This window comes from Streptomyces sp. SudanB52_2052, from assembly GCF_964272415.1.
GTDB lineage: Bacteria > Actinomycetota > Actinomycetes > Streptomycetales > Streptomycetaceae > Streptomyces > Streptomyces olindensis.
Genome location: NZ_OZ186796.1, coordinates 5064300 through 5081655, shown reverse-complemented (window position 1 = coordinate 5081655; position 17356 = coordinate 5064300). Strand labels below are relative to the sequence as shown.

Sequence of the window (17356 nt, the reverse complement as noted above, 5' to 3'; positions counted from 1 at the left end):
GTCTCCTCCCGTCCCGCCCTACGGTCCCCTCCATGGCGACACAACCAACGGTCGAGGAACTGGCCCGGCGGGTGGCGGACGGACTGCGCGGGGAGTTCCGCAGCCGGCTGCGCGAGGAGTTGCTCCGGCAGCCAGCCGAGTGGCTGGCGGACGAACTCCTCGCCCGCCTGCCCGACGAGTCGTTCGTACCGCGGCCGCGCCCATCGCGGGAGCCCCGGCCGGCGGAGTCCGACGAGGACCGCTCCGGGCGTCTCGACCGCATCCGCTCCTGGCAGTTGGACCACGCGGCACTGGACGAGCGCGTCAGCCGCCTCACGTCCTGGACCCGCGACCGCCTGGAGGCCGAGGGCCTGCTCCTCACCCCGCCCCCCAAGGGCGGCCCCCTCATCACCCCGGCCCACCGCTCCCCCGCCGGTGAGGGCCTCCTGCGCGAGGCCAAGGACCTCCTCTACGCCCTGCTGTTCGGGGAACCGGCGGACGGCGTCGTCCTCGACCGCGTCGAACGCGAGCTGCTCACCCTCACGCTGCCCCGCGACAAGGCCCACACCGTCGCCTTCATGCTGCGCGCCGCCACCGAGATCGGGGCCGTCGGCACCTGGCGGGACCCGGCGGGCCGGGCCCACGACGAGCGGGCCCCGAACCTGCTGTTCCAGATCGAGTACGGCGAGGTCGCCGGCGAACTGGTGGGGCGCGGCATCACGGCGTGCCTGCGCCTGGTCAACGACCTGGAGGTCAACGAGCAGGTGCTGTACGGCCGGACGGAGAACGTGGAGGAGAGCACGCTCGCATGAGGGCGTGCTTGCTTGGAGCGCACTTCAAGACGTTGGCTAGGACGTCATGGAGTACACGCAGCTCGGACGCACGGGACTCAAGGTCAGCCGGCTCGTCCTCGGCACCATGAACTTCGGCCCGCAGACCGACGAGGCCGACAGCCACGCCATCATGGACGCGGCGCTGGACGCGGGCATCAACTTCTTCGACACCGCCAACGTGTACGGCTGGGGCGAGAACAAGGGCCGTACCGAGAGGATCATCGGCACCTGGTTCGCCAAGGGCGGGGGTCGACGCGACAAGGTCGTCCTCGCCACCAAGGTCTACGGCAACATGGGCGCCGACGGCCCGGCCTGGCCCAACCACGACAAGCTCTCCGCCGTCAACATCCGGCGGGCCGTCGACGCCAGCCTCAAGCGGCTGCAGACCGACCACATCGACGTCTACCAGTTCCACCACATCGACCGGGACACCCCGTTCGACGAGATCTGGCAGGCGATCGACGTCCTGGTCCAGCAGGGCAAGATCCTCTACGTCGGGTCGTCGAACTTCCCCGGCTACAAGATCGCCCAGGCCAACGAGATCGCCGCCCGGCGCGGCGGGACCATCGGGCTGGTCAGTGAGCAGTGTCTGTACAACCTCGCCGAGCGGCGTGCCGAGATGGAGGTCATCCCGGCCGCGCGGGAGTACGGCCTCGGTGTCATCCCGTGGTCGCCGCTGCACGGCGGTCTGCTGGGCGGTGTCCTCAAGAAGGAGGTCGAGGGCAGGCGCCGCGCCTCCGGCCGCGCCGCCGACGCACTCGCCGACCCCGCGACCCGCGCGCGAATCCAGTCCTACGAGGACCTGCTCGACAAGCACGGCGTCGAGCCCGGCGAGGCCGCCCTGGCCTGGCTGCTCACCCGCCCCGGCGTGACCGGCCCGATCGTCGGCCCGCGCACGGCCGAGCAGCTCGCCTCCGCCGTACGGGCGTCCGAGCTGGAGCTGTCCGAGGAGCTCCTGACGGGCCTGGACGAGATCTTCCCGGGCCCGGGCCCGAGCCCGGAGGCCTTCGCCTGGTAGGTGCCCCTGAAGGGGCGCGGGGCTGTTCTTGACATGCGGCTCCGCCGCGTGGGCGCGACCGGCGCCCACCGGCCCGCGGCCGGGGAACAGCCGTCCTCAGTTCCCCCCCGGCCGGCCTACCTCCCGAGCAGAGAAGCCAGGGCGACGACCAGCAGCATCAGCACAAGCACACCGGCCATGATCCGGTTACGGGTTTTCGGGTCCACGACACCGAGCCTAACCGGCGCTCCCGAGCGCCCACCGCCCGACCGCCTCGTACCGGGGCTGCTCCCCCGGCACACCCGACGTCGGCAGGTTGCTCCGCACCAGCACCAGCTCGTCGACGGTCCAGGTCCGGCTCACGAAGGCGTTCAGCGCGTCGAGGCAGGCCCGCACGTCCCGGGCGTCCCGGCTCCGGGCCACGGTCACGTGGGGCTTGTACCGCCGGTGCTCCCCCATCGGCAGCCCCGCCTTCCGGGCCGCCGCCTCCGCCCGCTCGGCCAGCAGCCGCAGGGTCGCCAGGTCGCCTTCGGCGCCGGCCCACAGCGCCTTGCCGTGCCCGAACTGGCCGCCGCCCCGCACGGCCAGCGGAAAGGGAGGGGTCCGGTGCGCGGCCCGCTCCAGCCGGGCCGACAGCTCCGGCACGAGTCCGTCGTCGACCTCCCCGTAGAAGGCGAGCGTGAAGTGCCAGCCGGGCCGGCCGGTCCAGCGCATCCCGTCCGCCCCGGGCAGTGCGCGCAACGCGTCGACCACGGCACCGAGTTCACGACGCACCTCGTCGGGGGGCAGCACGGCGGCGAAGAGTCTCATGGCGCCAGCCTGGCACCATGAGGCCATGGAGATCACCATCAGGGACGGCGGGCCGGACGACATTCCCGCGATACTCGGCATGCTCGACAGCTGTGTGGAGTGGCTCGTCTCGCAGGGGCGCACCGGGCAGTGGGGGACGAAGCCCCTGTCGCAGAGCCCGAAGACGGTGGAGTCGGTCAGGCGGTACATGGCGGAGGGCAGCGTGTACATGGCCGAGGCCGACGGCGTCCCGGCCGCGACCCTGACCCTCACCGACTCGCCCGGCGCCTACCTGTCGGACCTCGCACCGGCCGGGGAGCCCGAGCGCTACATCCACTGGCTGGCCTCCGACCGTCGCTTCAAGGGGCACGGCGTGGGCAGCGCCCTCCTCACGCACGCCGCGGAGGAGACCCGCCGGGCCGGGGTGTCCCTGCTCCGCGTGGACTGCTACGCCGGGGACGACGGCAAACTCGTCCGCTACTACGAGACGAACGGCTTCACCCCCGTCCAGTCCTTCACGGTCGGCGAGAACGACTGGCCCGGCCGGCTGCTGGCCCGCAGGGTGTAGGCCGCCCGGCACCGGCCCGGCGGCCTCCCGCGCCCCCCGCGCCGCTATGCGGCGGGAGCCAGTTGCTCCTGCTGCTCCCGGGGTACGAACCGCACCCGGGGATGCCCGCGGTGCCAGCCGATCGACAGGCGGAGGTTGCCGACCCGGGCCAGGATCAGGCCGATCACGGCCGCGGCCAGGACCGCCACCGCCCCGCCGGCGGCCAGGCCGATCCGGGCACCGTAGGTGTCGGTGATCCAGCCCACGATCGGGGCGCCGACCGGGGAGCCGCCGAGGAAGACCATCATGTAGAGGGCCATGACACGGCCGCGCATGGCCGGGTCGGTGGACATCTGGATGCTGGTGTTCGTCGTGACGTTGACCGTCATGCCGAACAGGCCCAGCGGGACCATCAGCAGGGCGAACATCCACAGGGTGGGGATCGTCGCGGCCAGTATCTCCAGTGCGCCGAAGGCCATCGCCGCCGCGATCAGCAGCCGCAGCCGGGCCGTGCCCCGCCGCGCGGCGAGCAGCGCGCCCGCGACCGAGCCGACCGCCATCAGCGTGTTGAACATGCTGTACGCGCCGGCGCCCGCGTGGAACACGTCGTCCGCGAAGGCCGAGAGGTAGACGGGGAAGTTGAAGGCGAACGTGCCGACGAAGCCGACCAGGACGATCGGCCAGATCAGCTCCGGGCGGCCGGTGACGTAGCGGACGCCCTCGCGCAGCTGTCCCTTGCCGCGCGGGGCGCGCTCGACGGCGTGCAGCTCGCGGGCGCGCATCAGCAGCAGGCCGGTGAGCGGCGCGATGAAGGACAGGCCGTTGAGGAGGAAGGCGTAGCCGGTGCCGACGCCGGTGATCAGTATGCCCGCGACGGCCGGGCCGACCAGGCGGGCCGACTGGAAGTTCGCTGAGTTCAGGCTGACCGCGTTCTGCAGCTGCTTCGGGCCGACCAGCTCGGAGACGAAGGACTGCCGGGCCGGGTTGTCGACGACCGTGGCGAGACCGACCGCGAAGGCGGCGACGTACACGTGCCACACCTGGACGTGGCCGGTGAGCGTGAGGACGGCCAGGGCGATCGCCGTGAGCGCCATCGAGGACTGCGTCACCAGCAGCGTGGGCCGCTTGCGGAGCCGGTCGACGAGGACACCGCCGTAGAGGCCGAAGAGGAGCATCGGCAGGAACTGCAGGGCGGTCGTTATGCCGACGGCGGCGGAGGAGCCGGTGAGGCTGAGGACCAGCCAGTCCTGGGCGATGCGCTGCATCCAGGTGCCGATGTTGGAGACGACCTGCCCTATGAAGAAGAGGCGGTAGTTCCGCACCTTCAGGGAGGAGAACATCGAGGACTTGCGGGCGGGTCGGCCGGCGGGTGGGTCGGAGGCGGGCGGGGAGTCGTGGGGTTCAGGTGCGGGGACGGAAGCTGCTCCGGGTCCCGAACTCAAAGGGTTCGCCTCCTTGCGACGTACGACTTACAGATGCGCGAGCTTCTCCAGTACGGGGGCGGCGGCGCGAAGTTTCGCCCACTCGTCCTCGTCGAGGTTTTCCACCAGCGAGGCCAGGAATGCGTTCCGCTTGGCGCGGCTCTCCTCGAGCATCGTTTCGGCCTGCTCGGTGCGCGTGACGACCTTCTGGCGCCGGTCCTCGGGGTGCGGCTCCAGCCGGACCAGCCCCTTGGCCTCCAGCAGGGCCACGATGCGGGTCATCGACGGCGGCTGCACGTGCTCCTTGCGGGCGAGTTCGCCCGGGGTGGCCCTGCCGCACAGGGACAGGGTGCCCAGCACCGACATCTCGGTGGGGCTGAGCGACTCGTCGACCCGCTGGTGCTTGAGCCGACGGGAGAGCCGCATCACGGCGGAGCGGAGGGCGTTCACGGCGGCTACGTCGTCGCCATGGCTGAGGTCCGGCATGTTCTTTAGCGTAACTCATTACTCTCGCTAAAGACCAATGGGAACACCCCGGATCGGCCGTGACCCCCGCCACTGAACCGTGACATCACTCATATGGGTGATCCGCTGGCGGAACGCGACACACCGGACCGAAGGGTGCCGCGACCCTCATGGTCATGGGGACCAGTGTGCTCAGCCTACGAATAGACCACGACCTGCTGGAACGGCTCCGGCACCACGCCGCGAAGAGGGGAATGAGCGTCCAGGACTACGTCGTCCGGACGCTCGTTCGAGATGACTTCGACGAGCGGTTCCAGACCGCCGTCGAGGAGACGGAGCGGTTCTACGGGTCACCCGACGCGGGCGACGAGGATCAGGTCAGACCCAGCGCCGGCATCAGGTAGTAGAACGCGAACACCGCCGCCACCACGTACATCGCCGTCGGCACCTCCCGGCCCCGTCCGGCCGCGAGGCGCAGCACCACGAAGGTGATGAAGCCCATGCCGATGCCGTTGGTGATCGAGTAGGTGAACGGCATCATCAGCATCGTCACGAAGGCCGGGATCGCGATCGTGTGGTCGGCCCAGTCGATCTCCCTGACCGAGCCGGCCAGGATCAGGAAGCCCACCGCGACCAGCGCCGGGGTGGCCGCCTGGGACGGCACCATGGTGGCGACCGGCGTCAGGAAGAGGGCCATGGCGAAGAGACCGCCGGTGACGACGTTCGCGAGGCCGGTCCGGGCCCCTTCGCCGACACCCGCCGTGGACTCGACGAAGGCGGTGGTGGCCGACGACGAGCTGGCACCGCCGGCGGCGACCGCGAGGCCGTCGACGAACAGCACCTTGTTGATGCCGGGCATCTGCCCCTCGCCGTCGGTCAGCTTGGCCTCGTCGGAGACGCCCATGATGGTGCCCATCGCGTCGAAGAAGCACGACAGCAGCACGGTGAAGACGAAGAGCACGCCGGTGAGCATGCCGACCTTGTCGAAGCCGCCGAACAGGCTGACCTGCCCGATCAGCCCGAAGTCGGGACTGGCGACGGGGTTGCCGGGCCACTTGGGCGTGGTCAGGCCCCAGCTCGGCACCTTCGCGACCGCGTTGATGACCACCGCGACGACCGTCATGGCCACGATCGAGATCAGGATCGCGCCGGACACCTTGCGCACGATCAGCGCGAGCGTGAGCAGCACGCCCAGGACGAAGACGAGGACCGGCCAGCCGTTGAGGTGGCCGTCGCCGCCGAGCTGGAGCGGCACGGTGGTCTGGGCGGCGTCCGGTATCCGGGAGACGAAACCGGCGTCGACGAGCCCGATCAGCATGATGAACAGGCCGATGCCGATGGAGATGGCCTTGCGCAGCCCGTAGGGGACGGCGTTCATGACGCGCTCGCGCAGGCCCGTGGCGACCAGCAGCATGACGACGAACCCGGCGAGCACGACCATGCCCATCGCGTCCGGCCAGGACATGCGCGGGGCGAGCTGGAGGGCGACGACCGAGTTCACTCCGAGGCCGGCGGCGAGCGCGATCGGGACGTTGCCGATGACGCCCATGAGGAGGGTGGTGAACGCGGCCGTCAGCGCCGTCGCGGTGACCAGCTGACCGTTGTCGAGCTGGTCACCGTACATGTCCTTGGCGCTGCCGAGGATGATCGGGTTCAGCACGATGATGTAGGCCATCGCGAAGAAGGTGGCGAGACCGCCCCGCACCTCGCGGGGCAGGGTGCTGCCCCGCTCGGAGATGCGAAAGAAGCGGTCCAGCGCGCCGTACGGCCCGGCTCCCGGCTGTTCAGGGGCGGGGACCTTGGCGGGAGCCGAGGAGGACATGTTTTGGGGGTTCCTACGAAGAGAAGTGGTCAGACACAAACCGTTTCAGTATGAACATATAACGCCCCACTCGGCCATCTCCGCGCGTAGACCTGATCGCCTCGTAAGCTGTCCCCATGGCGAAGTGGACCCCCCGACACGAGGCGCCGGAGCCCCTGGAGGGCCCCGTGGTCGCCACCATCACCGGCGGCACGATCCTGTGGTTCGTCCTCTTCCTCGTCCAGCTCCCCTTCTACGGCTGGTTCGACGACCGCGGGCAGACCTGGTGGGTGTGGACCTGCCTGGCCGGCGGCGGACTCGGCCTGATCGGCATCTGGTACGTCCGCAAGCGCGACGCCGCGATCAAGCGGGCGGCCGCGCAGGGCACCCCTTCGGCTCCCCCGACCCCTCCGGCTCCCTCGGCGCGGTAGGCCCCGGGGGGGCGACGAACGCGCCCGCACCCGCCGGACGACGCAAGGGGACGTGTCGGGGGGTGTCCGCCCGCAGCGGTTGGCGCGTCAACGAACAGCGAGTCGGTACCCAACCCCATCGCGCCGTTCCGAGGACGGACACCCCCCGGCGCGGCCCCGACCCACCACCCGGCGCAGGCGAAGACGCGCCCCCCAGCCGCACAGGCCGCCCGGCAAGACACACTCGCGCCCCCTCCCTACGCTCGAAAGAGGCGGCGGAAAACGCTCGCGACCCGGCGTGCGGAAGCGCCGGCCGACCGGTGAGGAGCGCAGCCATGACGATGCAGAACAGTGAGGCCGAGGCCGACCGTGCGCTGAAGGCCAAGCACCGGGCGATGTGGGCCCAGGGCGACTACCCGTCCCTGGCCGCCGAGATCATCCCCAGCCTCGGCGCGATCCTGGTCGAGGCGTGCGGGGTGGGTCCGGGCCAACGGGTGCTGGACGTGGGCGCCGGCTCCGGCAACGCCGCGATCCCGGCGGCCCTGGCCGGCGCGGACGTGGTCGCCTCCGACCTCACCCCCGAGCTGTTCGAGGCGGGCCGGCGCGTGGCCGAGCGGCAGGGCGCGCGGCTCACCTGGCAGGAGGCCGACGCCGAGGCGCTGCCCTTCGGGGACGCGGAGTTCGACACCGTGCTGTCCTGCGTCGGGGTCATGTTCGCCCCGCACCACCAGCGGGCCGCCGACGAACTCGTCCGGGTGTGCAGGCCGGGCGGCACCATCGGGCTGCTGAGCTGGACGCCGCAGGGGTTCATCGGGCGGATGTTCGCCACCATGAAGCCGTACGCGCCACCGCCCCCACCGGGCGCCCAGCCGCCCCCGCTGTGGGGCGACGAGGACCATGTGCGCGGGCTCCTCGGCGACCGGGTCACGGACGTGCGCGCCGAGCGCCGGACCGTCCGGGTCGAGCGTTTCGCGACGCCCGAGATGTTCCGCGACTACTTCAAGGAGCGCTACGGCCCGACCATCACCGTCTACAAGAGCATCGCCGGCGACCCCGACCGCGTCGCCGCCCTCGACCGCGACCTGGCGGCCCTGGCCCGCGACGCCGACCTCGGGACCGGGCAGGGCGGGACGGTCCTGGACTGGGAGTACCTGCTGCTGACCGCCCGCCGGGCCGGCTGACGAGCGGAACGGCACCGGGGTCCGACGGCGTACAACTGCCGTACGACCACGGCACGAAGTCCGTCCTTCCCAGGTCGGATCTTCCGCGCATTCGGCAGGTGAACCCGTAAATCCGCACGTACCGTCGAATGCATGACGCATCTCGACGCGGGTGCCCGGCCCGACTCCGCGCGGCCGGCGACGGTCACCTCACGCGAGACCGGCCTGACCAGTGCTCAGGTCTCCGAACGGGTGGAGCGCGGCCAGGTCAACGACGTGCCGGTGCGCAGCAGCCGCTCCACCGTCGACATCGTCCGGGCCAACGTCTTCACCCGCTTCAACGCGATCATCGGCGTGCTGTGGCTGATCATGCTGGTGGTCGCGCCGATCCAGGACAGCCTGTTCGGCTTCGTGATCCTCGCCAACACCGGTATCGGGATCATCCAGGAGTGGCGGGCGAAGAAGACGCTGGACTCGCTCGCGCTGATCGGCGAGGTGCGGCCCACCGTCCGCCGGGACGGGGCCGCCGGACAGGTCAGCACCTCCGAGATCGTCCTCGACGACCTGATCGAGATCGGCCCGGGCGACAAGGTCGTCGTCGACGGCGTCTGCGTCGAGGCCGACGGGCTGGAGATCGACGAGTCGCTGCTCACCGGGGAGGCCGACCCCGTGTTCAAGCGCCCCGGCGACCAGGTGATGTCCGGCAGCTTCGTGGTCGCGGGCGGCGGGGCCTTCCAGGCGACCAAGGTCGGCCGTGAGGCGTACGCCGCGCAGCTCGCCGAGGAGGCGTCCCGGTTCACCCTCGTCCACTCCGAGCTGCGCTCCGGCATCTCCACGATCCTGAAGTACGTCACGTGGATGATGGTCCCGACCGCGATCGGGCTGATCATCAGCCAGCTGTTCGTGAAGGACAACGCCTTCAAGGACTCCGTGGCCCGCACGGTCGGCGGCATCGTCCCGATGGTCCCCGAGGGGCTCGTCCTCCTCACGTCGGTCGCCTTCGCCATCGGCGTCATCCGGCTCGGCCGCAAGCAGTGCCTGGTGCAGGAGCTGCCCGCGATCGAGGGCCTGGCCCGCGTCGACACGGTCTGCCTGGACAAGACCGGCACCCTCACCGAGGGCGGCATGGACGTCACCGAGCTGAGGCCCCTCCAGGGCACCGACGAGACGTACGTCCGGCAGGTGCTCGGCGCCCTCGGCGCGTCGGACCCGCGGCCGAACGCCTCGCTGCAGGCGATCATCGACACCTACCCGGCCGTGGAGGACTGGCGCGTCACACAGGCCCTGCCCTTCTCCTCCGCCCGCAAGTACAGCGGCGCCGCGTTCGGCGAGGACGACGGGCAGAGCAGCACGTGGCTGCTGGGCGCGCCCGACGTGCTGCTGCCCGAGGAGGACCCGGCCCTCGCCGAGACCGAGCGGCTGAACGAGCAGGGCCTGCGGGTGCTGCTGCTGGCCCGGGTCGAGCGGGACCTGGACGATCCCGAGGTGGCCGAGGGGGCGAAGCCCACCGCCCTGGTCGTGCTGGAGCAGCGGCTGCGGCCCGACGCCGCCGACACGCTGCGCTACTTCGCCGAGCAGAACGTCCGGGCCAAGGTCATCTCCGGCGACAACGCAGTGTCGGTCGGGGCGGTCGCCGCCAAGCTGGGGCTCTCCGGGACCACCGTGGACGCGCGGCGGCTGCCCGCCGACCAGGACGGGATGGCCGGGGCCCTCGACGACGGCACGGTGTTCGGGCGGGTCACCCCGCAGCAGAAGCGGAACATGGTGGGGGCGCTGCAGTCCCGCGGGCACACGGTCGCGATGACCGGTGACGGCGTGAACGACGTCCTAGCGCTGAAGGACGCCGACATCGGCGTGGCGATGGGCTCCGGCTCGGAGGCGACCCGGGCGGTCGCGCAGATCGTGCTGCTGAACAACAGCTTCGCCACGCTGCCGTCGGTGGTGGCCGAGGGGCGCCGGGTCATCGGCAACATCACGCGGGTGGCGACCCTGTTCCTCGTCAAGACGGTGTACTCGGTGCTGCTGGCCGTCCTGGTGGTCTGCTCGCAGGTCGAGTACCCGTTCCTGCCGCGCCACCTGACCCTGCTGTCGACGCTGACGATCGGCGTCCCGGCGTTCTTCCTGGCGCTCGCGCCCAACAAGGAGCGCGCGAAGCCGAACTTCGTGCGGCGGGTCATGCGGTACGCGATCCCCGGCGGGATCGTGGCCGCGGTGGCGACGTTCGCGACGTATCTGATCGCGCGGCAGCACTACACGGGCGCGGGCGCGCTGGACGCGGAGACCAGTGCGGCGACGCTGACGCTGTTCCTCATCTCGATCTGGGTGCTGGCGATCATCGCCCGGCCGTACACCTGGTGGCGGATCGCGCTGGTGGCCGCGATGGCCGGGGCGTTCCTGCTGGTGCTGGTCGTGCCGTGGCTCCAGGAGTTCTTCGCGCTGAAGCTGGTCGGGATGACGATGCCGTGGATCGCGGTCGGCATCGCCGTGGTGGCGGCGGCCACCCTGGAGTTCACATGGAAGTGGGTGGACCGCCGCTTCCCGGCCTAGCCGGTCCTGTTCCGGGCCTGGCCGGTCCTGTTCCGGGCCTGGCCGGTCCTGTTCCCGGCCTGGCCGGTCCTAGCGCACGTCGACGTAGTCGCCCGTGGCGTTGACCGCCGGGGTCGTCGTGGTGCCGGCGAAGCTGAAGCGCCAGTAGCCGTCGTACTGGGCCGTGGCGGTGGCCTTCAGATTGCCGTACTGGTCGGAGTACACCGTCTTGATGGTGGTGTACGTGCTGGTGCCCGCCTTGCGGAACTGGAGCTTGACCGGCTGGTTGGTGTAGCCGCGGTAGGCGTTGTCCTCCCAGTTGGCGCGGGACAGCTTGCCGGTGGACGTGATCGTCTTGCCCTTGTAGACGGGCTCGGGGCCGGCGTTCACGGTCAGCTTGGAGTAGCGCTGGACCTTGGTGGTGCCCAGGCCGCCCTGCTCCTTCTGGTCGCCGTCGCTGGTGACGGCGAGGGCGCCCGCGCCCCAGGTGCCGGCGTCGGAGTTGTACAGGTCGCCGTCGGCCGGGCGGATGCTGATGACGCCCTTGCAGTTGAGGACGGTCGACGAGGCGGCGGTGCAGGTGGCCGGTTCGTCGCTGATGAAGAGGTTGTCCGCGGTGTCGATCGAGGAGCCGTGGTAGATCAGCGGGCCCGTGGCGAAGTTGTCGGAGCTGGTGTCGAGGTCGGCCGGGTGCGTCACGGTGTAGGTGACGGGGAAGCTGACCACGTTCGTGGTGCCGACGACGATGTTCTTGCCGCTGTTCACCTTCATGTTGGAGAAGGTGACGTCGAGGGTCGACGCGGTGCTGCCCGAGTCGGCGTCCGCGGCTGCGGAGCTGAAGGCCGCCTTGCCGGACGGGGCGTCGGCGGCCTGGGCGGCCGGGACGACGAGGGCGGAAAGAGTCAGGGCGCCGGCGACGGCGGCCACGGTGGCTCGCATGTGCATGTGTTCCCCAGGTGGAGAAGTGATCGTGGAGTCTGTTGACTCACGTGATCAGATCCACGAGCCCCCCGCCGGGTTGTAGGGCGCGGTCCGGGTTTTGCCATGTCATCCGTGATGTTTGACACGCCCATGGTGCAGGCACGGGGCAGGCGCGGGGCAGGCCGGTGCACGGACGATGACCGCCGGCCCCGGAACGGCTCCGGGACCGGCGGTCGGCATCCGCGTGAAGACGGGGTTATCGCACGTCGACGAAGTCACCCGTGGCGTTGACCGCCGGGGTGGTCGTCGTGCCCGCGAAGGAGTAGCGGAAGTAGCCGTCGGTGGAGGCCGTGACGGTGGTCTTCAGCTCGCCCGTGGAGTTGGACTTGATGGTCTTCAGCGTGGTGTAGGTGTCCGTGCCCTTCTTGCGGAACTGGAGCTTCACCGGCTGGTTGGTGTAGCCGTGGTACTTGTTGTCGTCCCAGTTGGCGCGGGAGAGCTTGCCGGTGACCGTGATGGTCTTGCCCTTCTTCACCGGCTCGGGCGAGGCGTTGACCGTCAGCTTCGAGTAGCGCTGCAGCTTGAAGGAGTTGGTCGGGTCCGTCACCGCGACACCGACGTTGTCCAGGTTCGGGTTCTCCGGGTCCTCGCCGTTGAACGCGACCGCGAAGGCCGCCGCCTTCCAGGAACCGGCGTCCTCGTTCAGCAGCGCGAACGGGTCGATCTCGACGGTGGCCTTGCAGTTGGCCACGGTCGCGGAGGAGTCGGTGCAGGTCGCGTCGTTGCTGTCGAAGAAGAAGATCGACTCGTCGAACGAGGGGCCGCGGTACAGCTCGACGGCCGCGAAGAAGTCGGCCGCGTGGATGTCGACGTCCGCGCCGTGCGTCAGCTTGAAGGAGACGGGCACCTTGACCACGTTGGTGGTACCGACGGCGATGTTCTTGCCGTTGTTGACCTTCACGGAGGAGAAGGTCGCGTCCAGGGCGTACGGCTCGCCGTCCACGGCGGCGGCGAAGGCCGACCGGCCGGCGTCGGCATGGACGGCCTTGCTGGCGGCGGCGATGTCCGCGGGCACCTTCGGCTCGGCGGCCTGCGCGGCCGGCACGGCGAGGGCGGAGAGGGCCAGGGCGCCGGTGACGGCGGCCACGGTGGCTCGGATACGCATGCGTTCTCCAGGTGGAGAGGGGCCCCGGCGCTCGTCGTCGGCTCCTGGGGCCCAAGTGATCGTGGAGTCTGTTGACTCACGTGATCAGATACCTCAGCGATGCGCTTGGTTGTACGACTGGTGAAAAATATGTGCGGAACTTTTCACCAACAGCCGTACGTCACCGCCGGATCGGTCCACCCACCGGATCAGTCGAACCACCGGTCCCGCGCCAGCTCCTCCGTCCGGGACGGATCCTCCAGCAGCGCCGCCACCTCGAACCGCCGCGGCCACTGCCCCGCCGCCCAGGCCAGCCCCGCGGCGACGCCCTCCAGGGTGGCGGCGTGCAGGACGCCGTCGTCCGTGAGCCGCCAGTCGATCTCCACGCCGTCCACGACGAGTTCCTCGTGCTCCACGTAGGAGGCGGGGGTCAGCCGGCCGAGCAGCACCCGCACTGGCTCCGGCACCTCGTGCTCGGTGCCCTCGGAGGTGACCTGCCCGGTGACGGACTCGCTCAGCCGCCGCACCTGGAACAGCTCGGCCAGCTCGGCGGCGCGGGACGGCCGCACGGGCAGCAGCGGGACGCCCTCGGTGAACGGCAGCAGGTCGGGCGAGTCGCACACCACGGCGTCGGCCGCGTCGACGACCTCCACCCGGCCGTCGACGACCGCGCGCAGCTCGTCCGGCAGGGTCACCTGCTCCGGGTCCAGCTCGGCCAGTGCCCCGTACAGGGCGTGCAGCTGAGCCCCGGTCACCTCCCGCTCGGGGTCGGCGAGCCGGTCGAGCAGCTCGGCGGCGCCGCCGGGCTCGTCGAGCAGCGCGGCAACGGACGTGCGCACGCCGAGCGCCCGCAGCACCTGCTCGTCCTCGAAGCCGGTCGCGTCGGCCTCGTCGTACAGGCCGCGCAGCAGCGGGTCGCCGCCGGCGGCCCGCAGTCCGGCCGGGCGGCGGCCGTCGAGCACCGGGTTCCCGCGCAGCCACCACGCCGTGTACGGCCGGACGACCTCGTGCGTTCCGTCGTGCAGCAGGATCCGCACGGGCTGCACGATCGCGTCCCGAAGGGGCGGCCGGGACAACAGGGCGAGCGCCTGCGGCCACTTGTCCTCGTCGACGAGGTCCAGGTCCCGTACGGCGACGATCTCGGTCGCGACCGGCGGCACCGGGCTGTCCGGGAAGCGGTCGAGGATGTCCTCGCACCACACGTCGACGGCGTCCAGCAGGCCCGCGTCGTCGGGTTCGGCGAAGTCCGCCTCGCGGGGCTCCAGTTCGTCCGGGTCGAGGACGACGTCGGTGGCCCGGACGACCGCGAAGTTCACCAGGACCCCGCAGGCGGCCAGCGGCTGCTCGCCCCACTTGGCGGCCAGCTCCGCGTCGACGGCGGCCAGTTCGCCCTCGCGCATGACCTGGGCGAAGGGGCCGCCGGGGAAGACGAGTTCGCAGGCCGGGGCCGGTTCGCCGTCCTCGTCGGGCAGGGCGAGCGCGCCGAGCCAGGGCTCGTCACCGGGCTCCAGGCCGGCGTCCCGCACCAGGGCGAGGACGGTGTCGGCCAGTTCGTCGGCGTCGAGGGCGTCCTCCTCCCAGTTCACGCCGCCCTCGTCGTCCAGGGACGCGGCGACGGCGGCCCGGACCTGCGGGGTGGTGAGAACGGCCCGCGGGGTCGCGGGCAGGGCGCCGAGCTTCTCCAGGATCGGGTGGGCGGCGTCCGGGTGGGCGACCTTCAGCCCGAGCCGGGCCAGCACCTCCGGGTCGATCCGGGCGGCCCCCGCGCTGGGCAACAGCACCTGCCGGGGCCCGATCGTGGTCCGGCCGTCCGCGAGGGGCACCGGCAGCCCCGACAGCCGGTCCGGGTCGACGCCGGCCAGGCTGTCGTAGAGCCGCCGCCACCAGCCCGGGTCCTTCTCCAGCCCGGCCAGCCGGTCGATCGCGTCGGTCAGCGGGACCCGGGCGACCGCCAGGGTCCGCAGCTCCGCGCGGCGTTCCAGCCCGGCGGGCAGCAGCGTGGGCAGCACCTCGGCGAGGACGCCCACGGTGTCCGCGCCGGCGCCCTCGACGAGCTCGGCGTCCCGCGGCCGCAGGGATTCCGGCAGGTCGTCACCGTCGTGGGGCGGGGCCGCGGGCGGCAGGAAGGACGTGCGGGGCAGCCGCTCCAGGATGGCCTGGCGCAGGGCGCCGTCCAGCTCGCCCTTGCCGAGCGGGCCGGGCACGAGGTCGATGATCCCGGCGGTGACGGGCCGCCAGTCGGCGAGGAGTTCGGCGTAGGCGTCGGCCGCGCGCTGCACCAGGAAGTCGGTGAGCGGGCCGGGGGCGGCGTGCCGGCGGGTGGAGTCCAGCGGGAACGAGGCGATGAGCAGGGCCGGGACGCCGAGCGGCTCGTCGCTGGGCGTGGGGGCGTGCACCACCGGGCTGGTGCGGGGCCGGGCCGGGCTGCCGTCGCTGTCGACAGGCACGGCCCAGGTGACCGACCAGTGGGGCCGCAGCCGCTCCTCGACGGGCCGGTCGGCGAGCAGCTCGGGGGTGAGGGGGCCGTGGGCGGCGGCGGTACGCCAGTGGGTGACGCCGTTGCCGGAGTCGTCGACGACCGTGAACGGGCCGTCGGTGCGGCGGGTGAGGGTCCGGGGGCTCTCCCCGTTCACCTCGACGACGAGCTCCTCCAGGCCCGGGAGGGTGAGCAGCAGGGCGTCGTCGACGGCGTGCAGGAGCCGCTCGGCGAGATCGGCGGCGGCCGCGTCGCGCAGCGGCAGGATGACGGCGGTGTCGTACGGGTCGGGGGCGGTGCCCTCGGCGGCGAACGGCAGCCGCAGCAGCGGTACGTGCCCGTCGCGCCGCCGGATCTCGTCCCCGAGCCCGGGGCTGTGCCGGGCGGTCTCGGCGGCGTGTTCCCGGGCCTCGGCGAGGGACCAGCGGACACCGCCGTGCCGGCCGACGACGGCGGGCTCGTCGGTGACGGCGAGGACGGCGGCGAAGCCGACGCCGAACCGGCCGACGGCCCGCTCGTGGGTCTCCCGCTTCGCGGAGGCGCGCAGCGTGGACAGCGACTCGACGCCGGCCGCGTCCAGCGGGGCGCCGATGTTGGCGGCGACGAGCACCCCGTCGCGCAGGGTGAGCCGCAGCCGACCCGGTACGCCGGCGCGGGCCGCCGCGTCGGCGGCGTTCTGGGCGAGCTCGACGACGAGCCGGTCCCGGTAGCCGCCGAGGACGAGGTCCTCCTCGGCGTTGGCGTCCTCACGGAACCGGGCCGGGCTGGTCGCCCAGGCGTCGAGGACACCGCGCCGCAGACGTGCCGTACCGAACGGGTCGGCACCCTCGGCGGCCGGGCGCACGAACTTGCTCACGTTCACTCTCCTCGTCGGCGGCGTGGGCCGTGAGGTTGAAGGTACCGCGAGCGGGACCGGCCCTCGGACCAGGTCCTAGGAGTGCCCCAGCTCCGCCGACGACTCGTCCTCCGTGACCGGCACGGATCCCGAGTCGGAGGCCGGGCGCAGCGGGAACGGGTCCACCCGGGTCTCGTCGATCACCGGCGGGGCCGGCTGCGGGGGCTTGGGCATGACCGCGGCCTCGGAGTGGCCGCCGCAGCCGTAGGCCAGGGAGACCAGGCGGCCGTCGGCCGGGGAGAACTCGTTGGCGCAGACGCCGAAGGCCTGGCCCAGGGAGCCGCCGACGGGGACGAGGAAACCGCAGCTGACGCACGCCGCGGGCGCCGACTGGGCCATGGGCGTCTTGGGGCCGAACGCCTCCTCCCAGCGGTCGGCCGCGGTGTGCAGGCCGTAGCGGGAGAGCACCCGGGCGCGACGCATGCCCAGTTCCTCGGCGACCGCCGCGATCGACCCGCGGGACGGGGTGACCGGCAGGCGGGACGGGGGCCCCTCGGTGACGTCGGCGTCCTCCGCCTCCACCAGGTCGGCCATCTCGTGCGACACGGCGGAGTTCGGCGCGGGCTCGTCCTCGCCCGAGTAGCCGGGCTCCAGGCGCAGGTCCTCGGCGTCCGTCGGGAGCAGGTCGCCCGGGCCCATGTCGCCGGGGCGGAGCCGCTCGCTCCACGGCACCCACTCGGGCGCGAGCACCGCGTCCGGGCCGGGCAGCAGCACCGCCTCGTCCACCGTGACGATCTTCGCGCGGGAGGCCCGGGCCACCGTCACGGCCCAGCGCCAGCCCCGGTAGCCGAGCTCCCGGCACTCGAAGAAGTGCGTGACAACGCGGTCCCCCTCGGAGACCAGCCCCACGTGCTCGCCGACGATCCCTGGCGCTGCGGCCTCCTCGGCTGCGGCGCGTGCGAGGTCGACGGCCTCGGCGCACAGGCGGTCAGGGGTGCGGCTTCGCGTTGTCGCTGCGCTCACAGGTATCGCTTCTCTCCATACGCCGTCTC

Annotated in this window: 15 protein-coding genes; 7 read left to right on the top strand and 8 right to left on the bottom strand. The window is 71.9% G+C overall.

Translation table 11 applies throughout. From position 1 onward, the window contains the following. Positions 1 to 32 precede the first annotated feature (32 nt). Positions 33 to 791 (top strand): hypothetical protein, encoded by a 759-nt coding sequence (locus ACSUPV_RS22665; RefSeq protein ID WP_359790170.1) that lies wholly within the window; start codon positions 33 to 35, stop codon positions 789 to 791. Positions 792 to 837: 46 nt separating this feature from the next. Beyond that, a complete protein-coding gene (locus ACSUPV_RS22660) occupies positions 838 to 1830 on the top strand; it encodes an aldo/keto reductase (protein ID WP_436948377.1) in 993 nt (330 codons plus the stop codon). A gap of 216 nt (positions 1831 to 2046) precedes the next feature. Here ACSUPV_RS22660 and thpR read toward each other — a convergent pair whose 3' ends face one another. Then, complete coding sequence (gene thpR / locus ACSUPV_RS22655) at positions 2047 to 2619, bottom strand: RNA 2',3'-cyclic phosphodiesterase (RefSeq protein ID WP_031113616.1); 573 nt, start codon at positions 2617 to 2619, stop codon at positions 2047 to 2049. A 25-nt stretch (positions 2620 to 2644) separates the two neighbouring features. Between thpR and ACSUPV_RS22650 the strand changes: the two genes are divergently transcribed. Beyond that, the gene (locus tag ACSUPV_RS22650) at positions 2645 to 3166 is read left to right on the top strand and encodes a GNAT family N-acetyltransferase (RefSeq protein ID WP_436948375.1); all 522 of its coding nucleotides are present in this window, start codon (positions 2645 to 2647) and stop codon (positions 3164 to 3166) included. A gap of 44 nt (positions 3167 to 3210) precedes the next feature. On the opposite strand, the gene ACSUPV_RS22645 is transcribed toward ACSUPV_RS22650, so the two are convergent. Next, positions 3211 to 4587 carry an MFS transporter gene (locus ACSUPV_RS22645; protein ID WP_436948374.1) on the bottom strand — a complete coding sequence of 459 codons (1377 nt, stop codon included), beginning with the start codon at positions 4585 to 4587 and terminating at the stop codon, positions 3211 to 3213. 27 nt (positions 4588 to 4614) lie between these two features. After that, a complete protein-coding gene (locus tag ACSUPV_RS22640) occupies positions 4615 to 5052 on the bottom strand; it encodes a MarR family winged helix-turn-helix transcriptional regulator (RefSeq protein WP_031113621.1) in 438 nt (145 codons plus the stop codon). Between the two features lie 149 nt (positions 5053 to 5201). Between ACSUPV_RS22640 and ACSUPV_RS22635 the strand changes: the two genes are divergently transcribed. Next, positions 5202 to 5435: a ribbon-helix-helix protein, CopG family gene (locus ACSUPV_RS22635; RefSeq protein ID WP_037759507.1), complete on the top strand. Its 234-nt coding sequence runs from the start codon at positions 5202 to 5204 to the stop codon at positions 5433 to 5435. On the opposite strand, the gene ACSUPV_RS22630 is transcribed toward ACSUPV_RS22635, so the two are convergent. Continuing rightward, on the bottom strand, positions 5405 to 6853 hold the full coding sequence (locus ACSUPV_RS22630) for an NCS2 family permease (protein WP_031113624.1): 1449 nt from the start codon (positions 6851 to 6853) through the stop codon (positions 5405 to 5407). The two genes, ACSUPV_RS22635 and ACSUPV_RS22630, sit on opposite strands and share 31 nt — an antisense overlap. 116 nt (positions 6854 to 6969) lie before the next feature. Here ACSUPV_RS22630 and ACSUPV_RS22625 point away from each other — a divergent pair, with 116 nt between their 5' ends. From ACSUPV_RS22625 to ACSUPV_RS22615, 3 genes are all read left to right on the top strand, one after another. Continuing rightward, positions 6970 to 7263: a DUF2530 domain-containing protein gene (locus ACSUPV_RS22625; protein WP_436948372.1), complete on the top strand. Its 294-nt coding sequence runs from the start codon at positions 6970 to 6972 to the stop codon at positions 7261 to 7263. A 314-nt stretch (positions 7264 to 7577) separates the two neighbouring features. Beyond that, positions 7578 to 8423 (top strand): class I SAM-dependent methyltransferase, encoded by an 846-nt coding sequence (locus ACSUPV_RS22620; RefSeq protein WP_037759503.1) that lies wholly within the window; start codon positions 7578 to 7580, stop codon positions 8421 to 8423. Between the two features lie 132 nt (positions 8424 to 8555). Then, positions 8556 to 10949, top strand: a complete 2394-nt coding sequence (locus ACSUPV_RS22615) for an HAD-IC family P-type ATPase (protein WP_436948370.1) — start codon at positions 8556 to 8558, stop codon at positions 10947 to 10949. 69 nt (positions 10950 to 11018) lie between these two features. Here ACSUPV_RS22615 and ACSUPV_RS22610 read toward each other — a convergent pair whose 3' ends face one another. The 4 genes from ACSUPV_RS22610 to ACSUPV_RS22595 all read right to left on the bottom strand — a co-directional run bounded on the left by ACSUPV_RS22610 (position 11019) and on the right by ACSUPV_RS22595 (position 17327). Then, positions 11019 to 11873, bottom strand: a complete 855-nt coding sequence (locus ACSUPV_RS22610) for a hypothetical protein (RefSeq protein ID WP_037759498.1) — start codon at positions 11871 to 11873, stop codon at positions 11019 to 11021. 232 nt (positions 11874 to 12105) lie between these two features. Further along, positions 12106 to 13014: a hypothetical protein gene (locus ACSUPV_RS22605; protein ID WP_037759495.1), complete on the bottom strand. Its 909-nt coding sequence runs from the start codon at positions 13012 to 13014 to the stop codon at positions 12106 to 12108. Positions 13015 to 13202: 188 nt separating this feature from the next. Beyond that, complete coding sequence (locus tag ACSUPV_RS22600) at positions 13203 to 16325, bottom strand: sacsin N-terminal ATP-binding-like domain-containing protein (RefSeq protein WP_436948368.1); 3123 nt, start codon at positions 16323 to 16325, stop codon at positions 13203 to 13205. Positions 16326 to 16400: 75 nt separating this feature from the next. Further along, positions 16401 to 17327 (bottom strand): DUF3027 domain-containing protein, encoded by a 927-nt coding sequence (locus ACSUPV_RS22595; protein ID WP_031113637.1) that lies wholly within the window; start codon positions 17325 to 17327, stop codon positions 16401 to 16403. Between the last annotated feature and the right edge of the window lie 29 nt (positions 17328 to 17356).

What these genes read in the sequence shown, in the direction of transcription:
- ACSUPV_RS22620 (WP_037759503.1), top strand. Translation starts at nt 7,578, where the DNA reads ATGACGATGCAGAACAGTGAGGCCGAGGCCGACCGTGCGCTGAAGGCC.
- ACSUPV_RS22605 (WP_037759495.1), bottom strand. Translation starts at nt 13,014, where the DNA reads ATGCGTATCCGAGCCACCGTGGCCGCCGTCACCGGCGCCCTGGCCCTC.
- ACSUPV_RS22630 (WP_031113624.1), bottom strand. Translation starts at nt 6,853, where the DNA reads ATGTCCTCCTCGGCTCCCGCCAAGGTCCCCGCCCCTGAACAGCCGGGA.
- ACSUPV_RS22625 (WP_436948372.1), top strand. Translation starts at nt 6,970, where the DNA reads ATGGCGAAGTGGACCCCCCGACACGAGGCGCCGGAGCCCCTGGAGGGC.
- ACSUPV_RS22615 (WP_436948370.1), top strand. Translation starts at nt 8,556, where the DNA reads ATGACGCATCTCGACGCGGGTGCCCGGCCCGACTCCGCGCGGCCGGCG.
- ACSUPV_RS22640 (WP_031113621.1), bottom strand. Translation starts at nt 5,052, where the DNA reads ATGCCGGACCTCAGCCATGGCGACGACGTAGCCGCCGTGAACGCCCTC.
- ACSUPV_RS22665 (WP_359790170.1), top strand. Translation starts at nt 33, where the DNA reads ATGGCGACACAACCAACGGTCGAGGAACTGGCCCGGCGGGTGGCGGAC.
- thpR (WP_031113616.1), bottom strand. Translation starts at nt 2,619, where the DNA reads ATGAGACTCTTCGCCGCCGTGCTGCCCCCCGACGAGGTGCGTCGTGAA.
- ACSUPV_RS22650 (WP_436948375.1), top strand. Translation starts at nt 2,645, where the DNA reads ATGGAGATCACCATCAGGGACGGCGGGCCGGACGACATTCCCGCGATA.
- ACSUPV_RS22660 (WP_436948377.1), top strand. Translation starts at nt 838, where the DNA reads ATGGAGTACACGCAGCTCGGACGCACGGGACTCAAGGTCAGCCGGCTC.
- ACSUPV_RS22635 (WP_037759507.1), top strand. Translation starts at nt 5,202, where the DNA reads ATGGTCATGGGGACCAGTGTGCTCAGCCTACGAATAGACCACGACCTG.
- ACSUPV_RS22610 (WP_037759498.1), bottom strand. Translation starts at nt 11,873, where the DNA reads ATGCACATGCGAGCCACCGTGGCCGCCGTCGCCGGCGCCCTGACTCTT.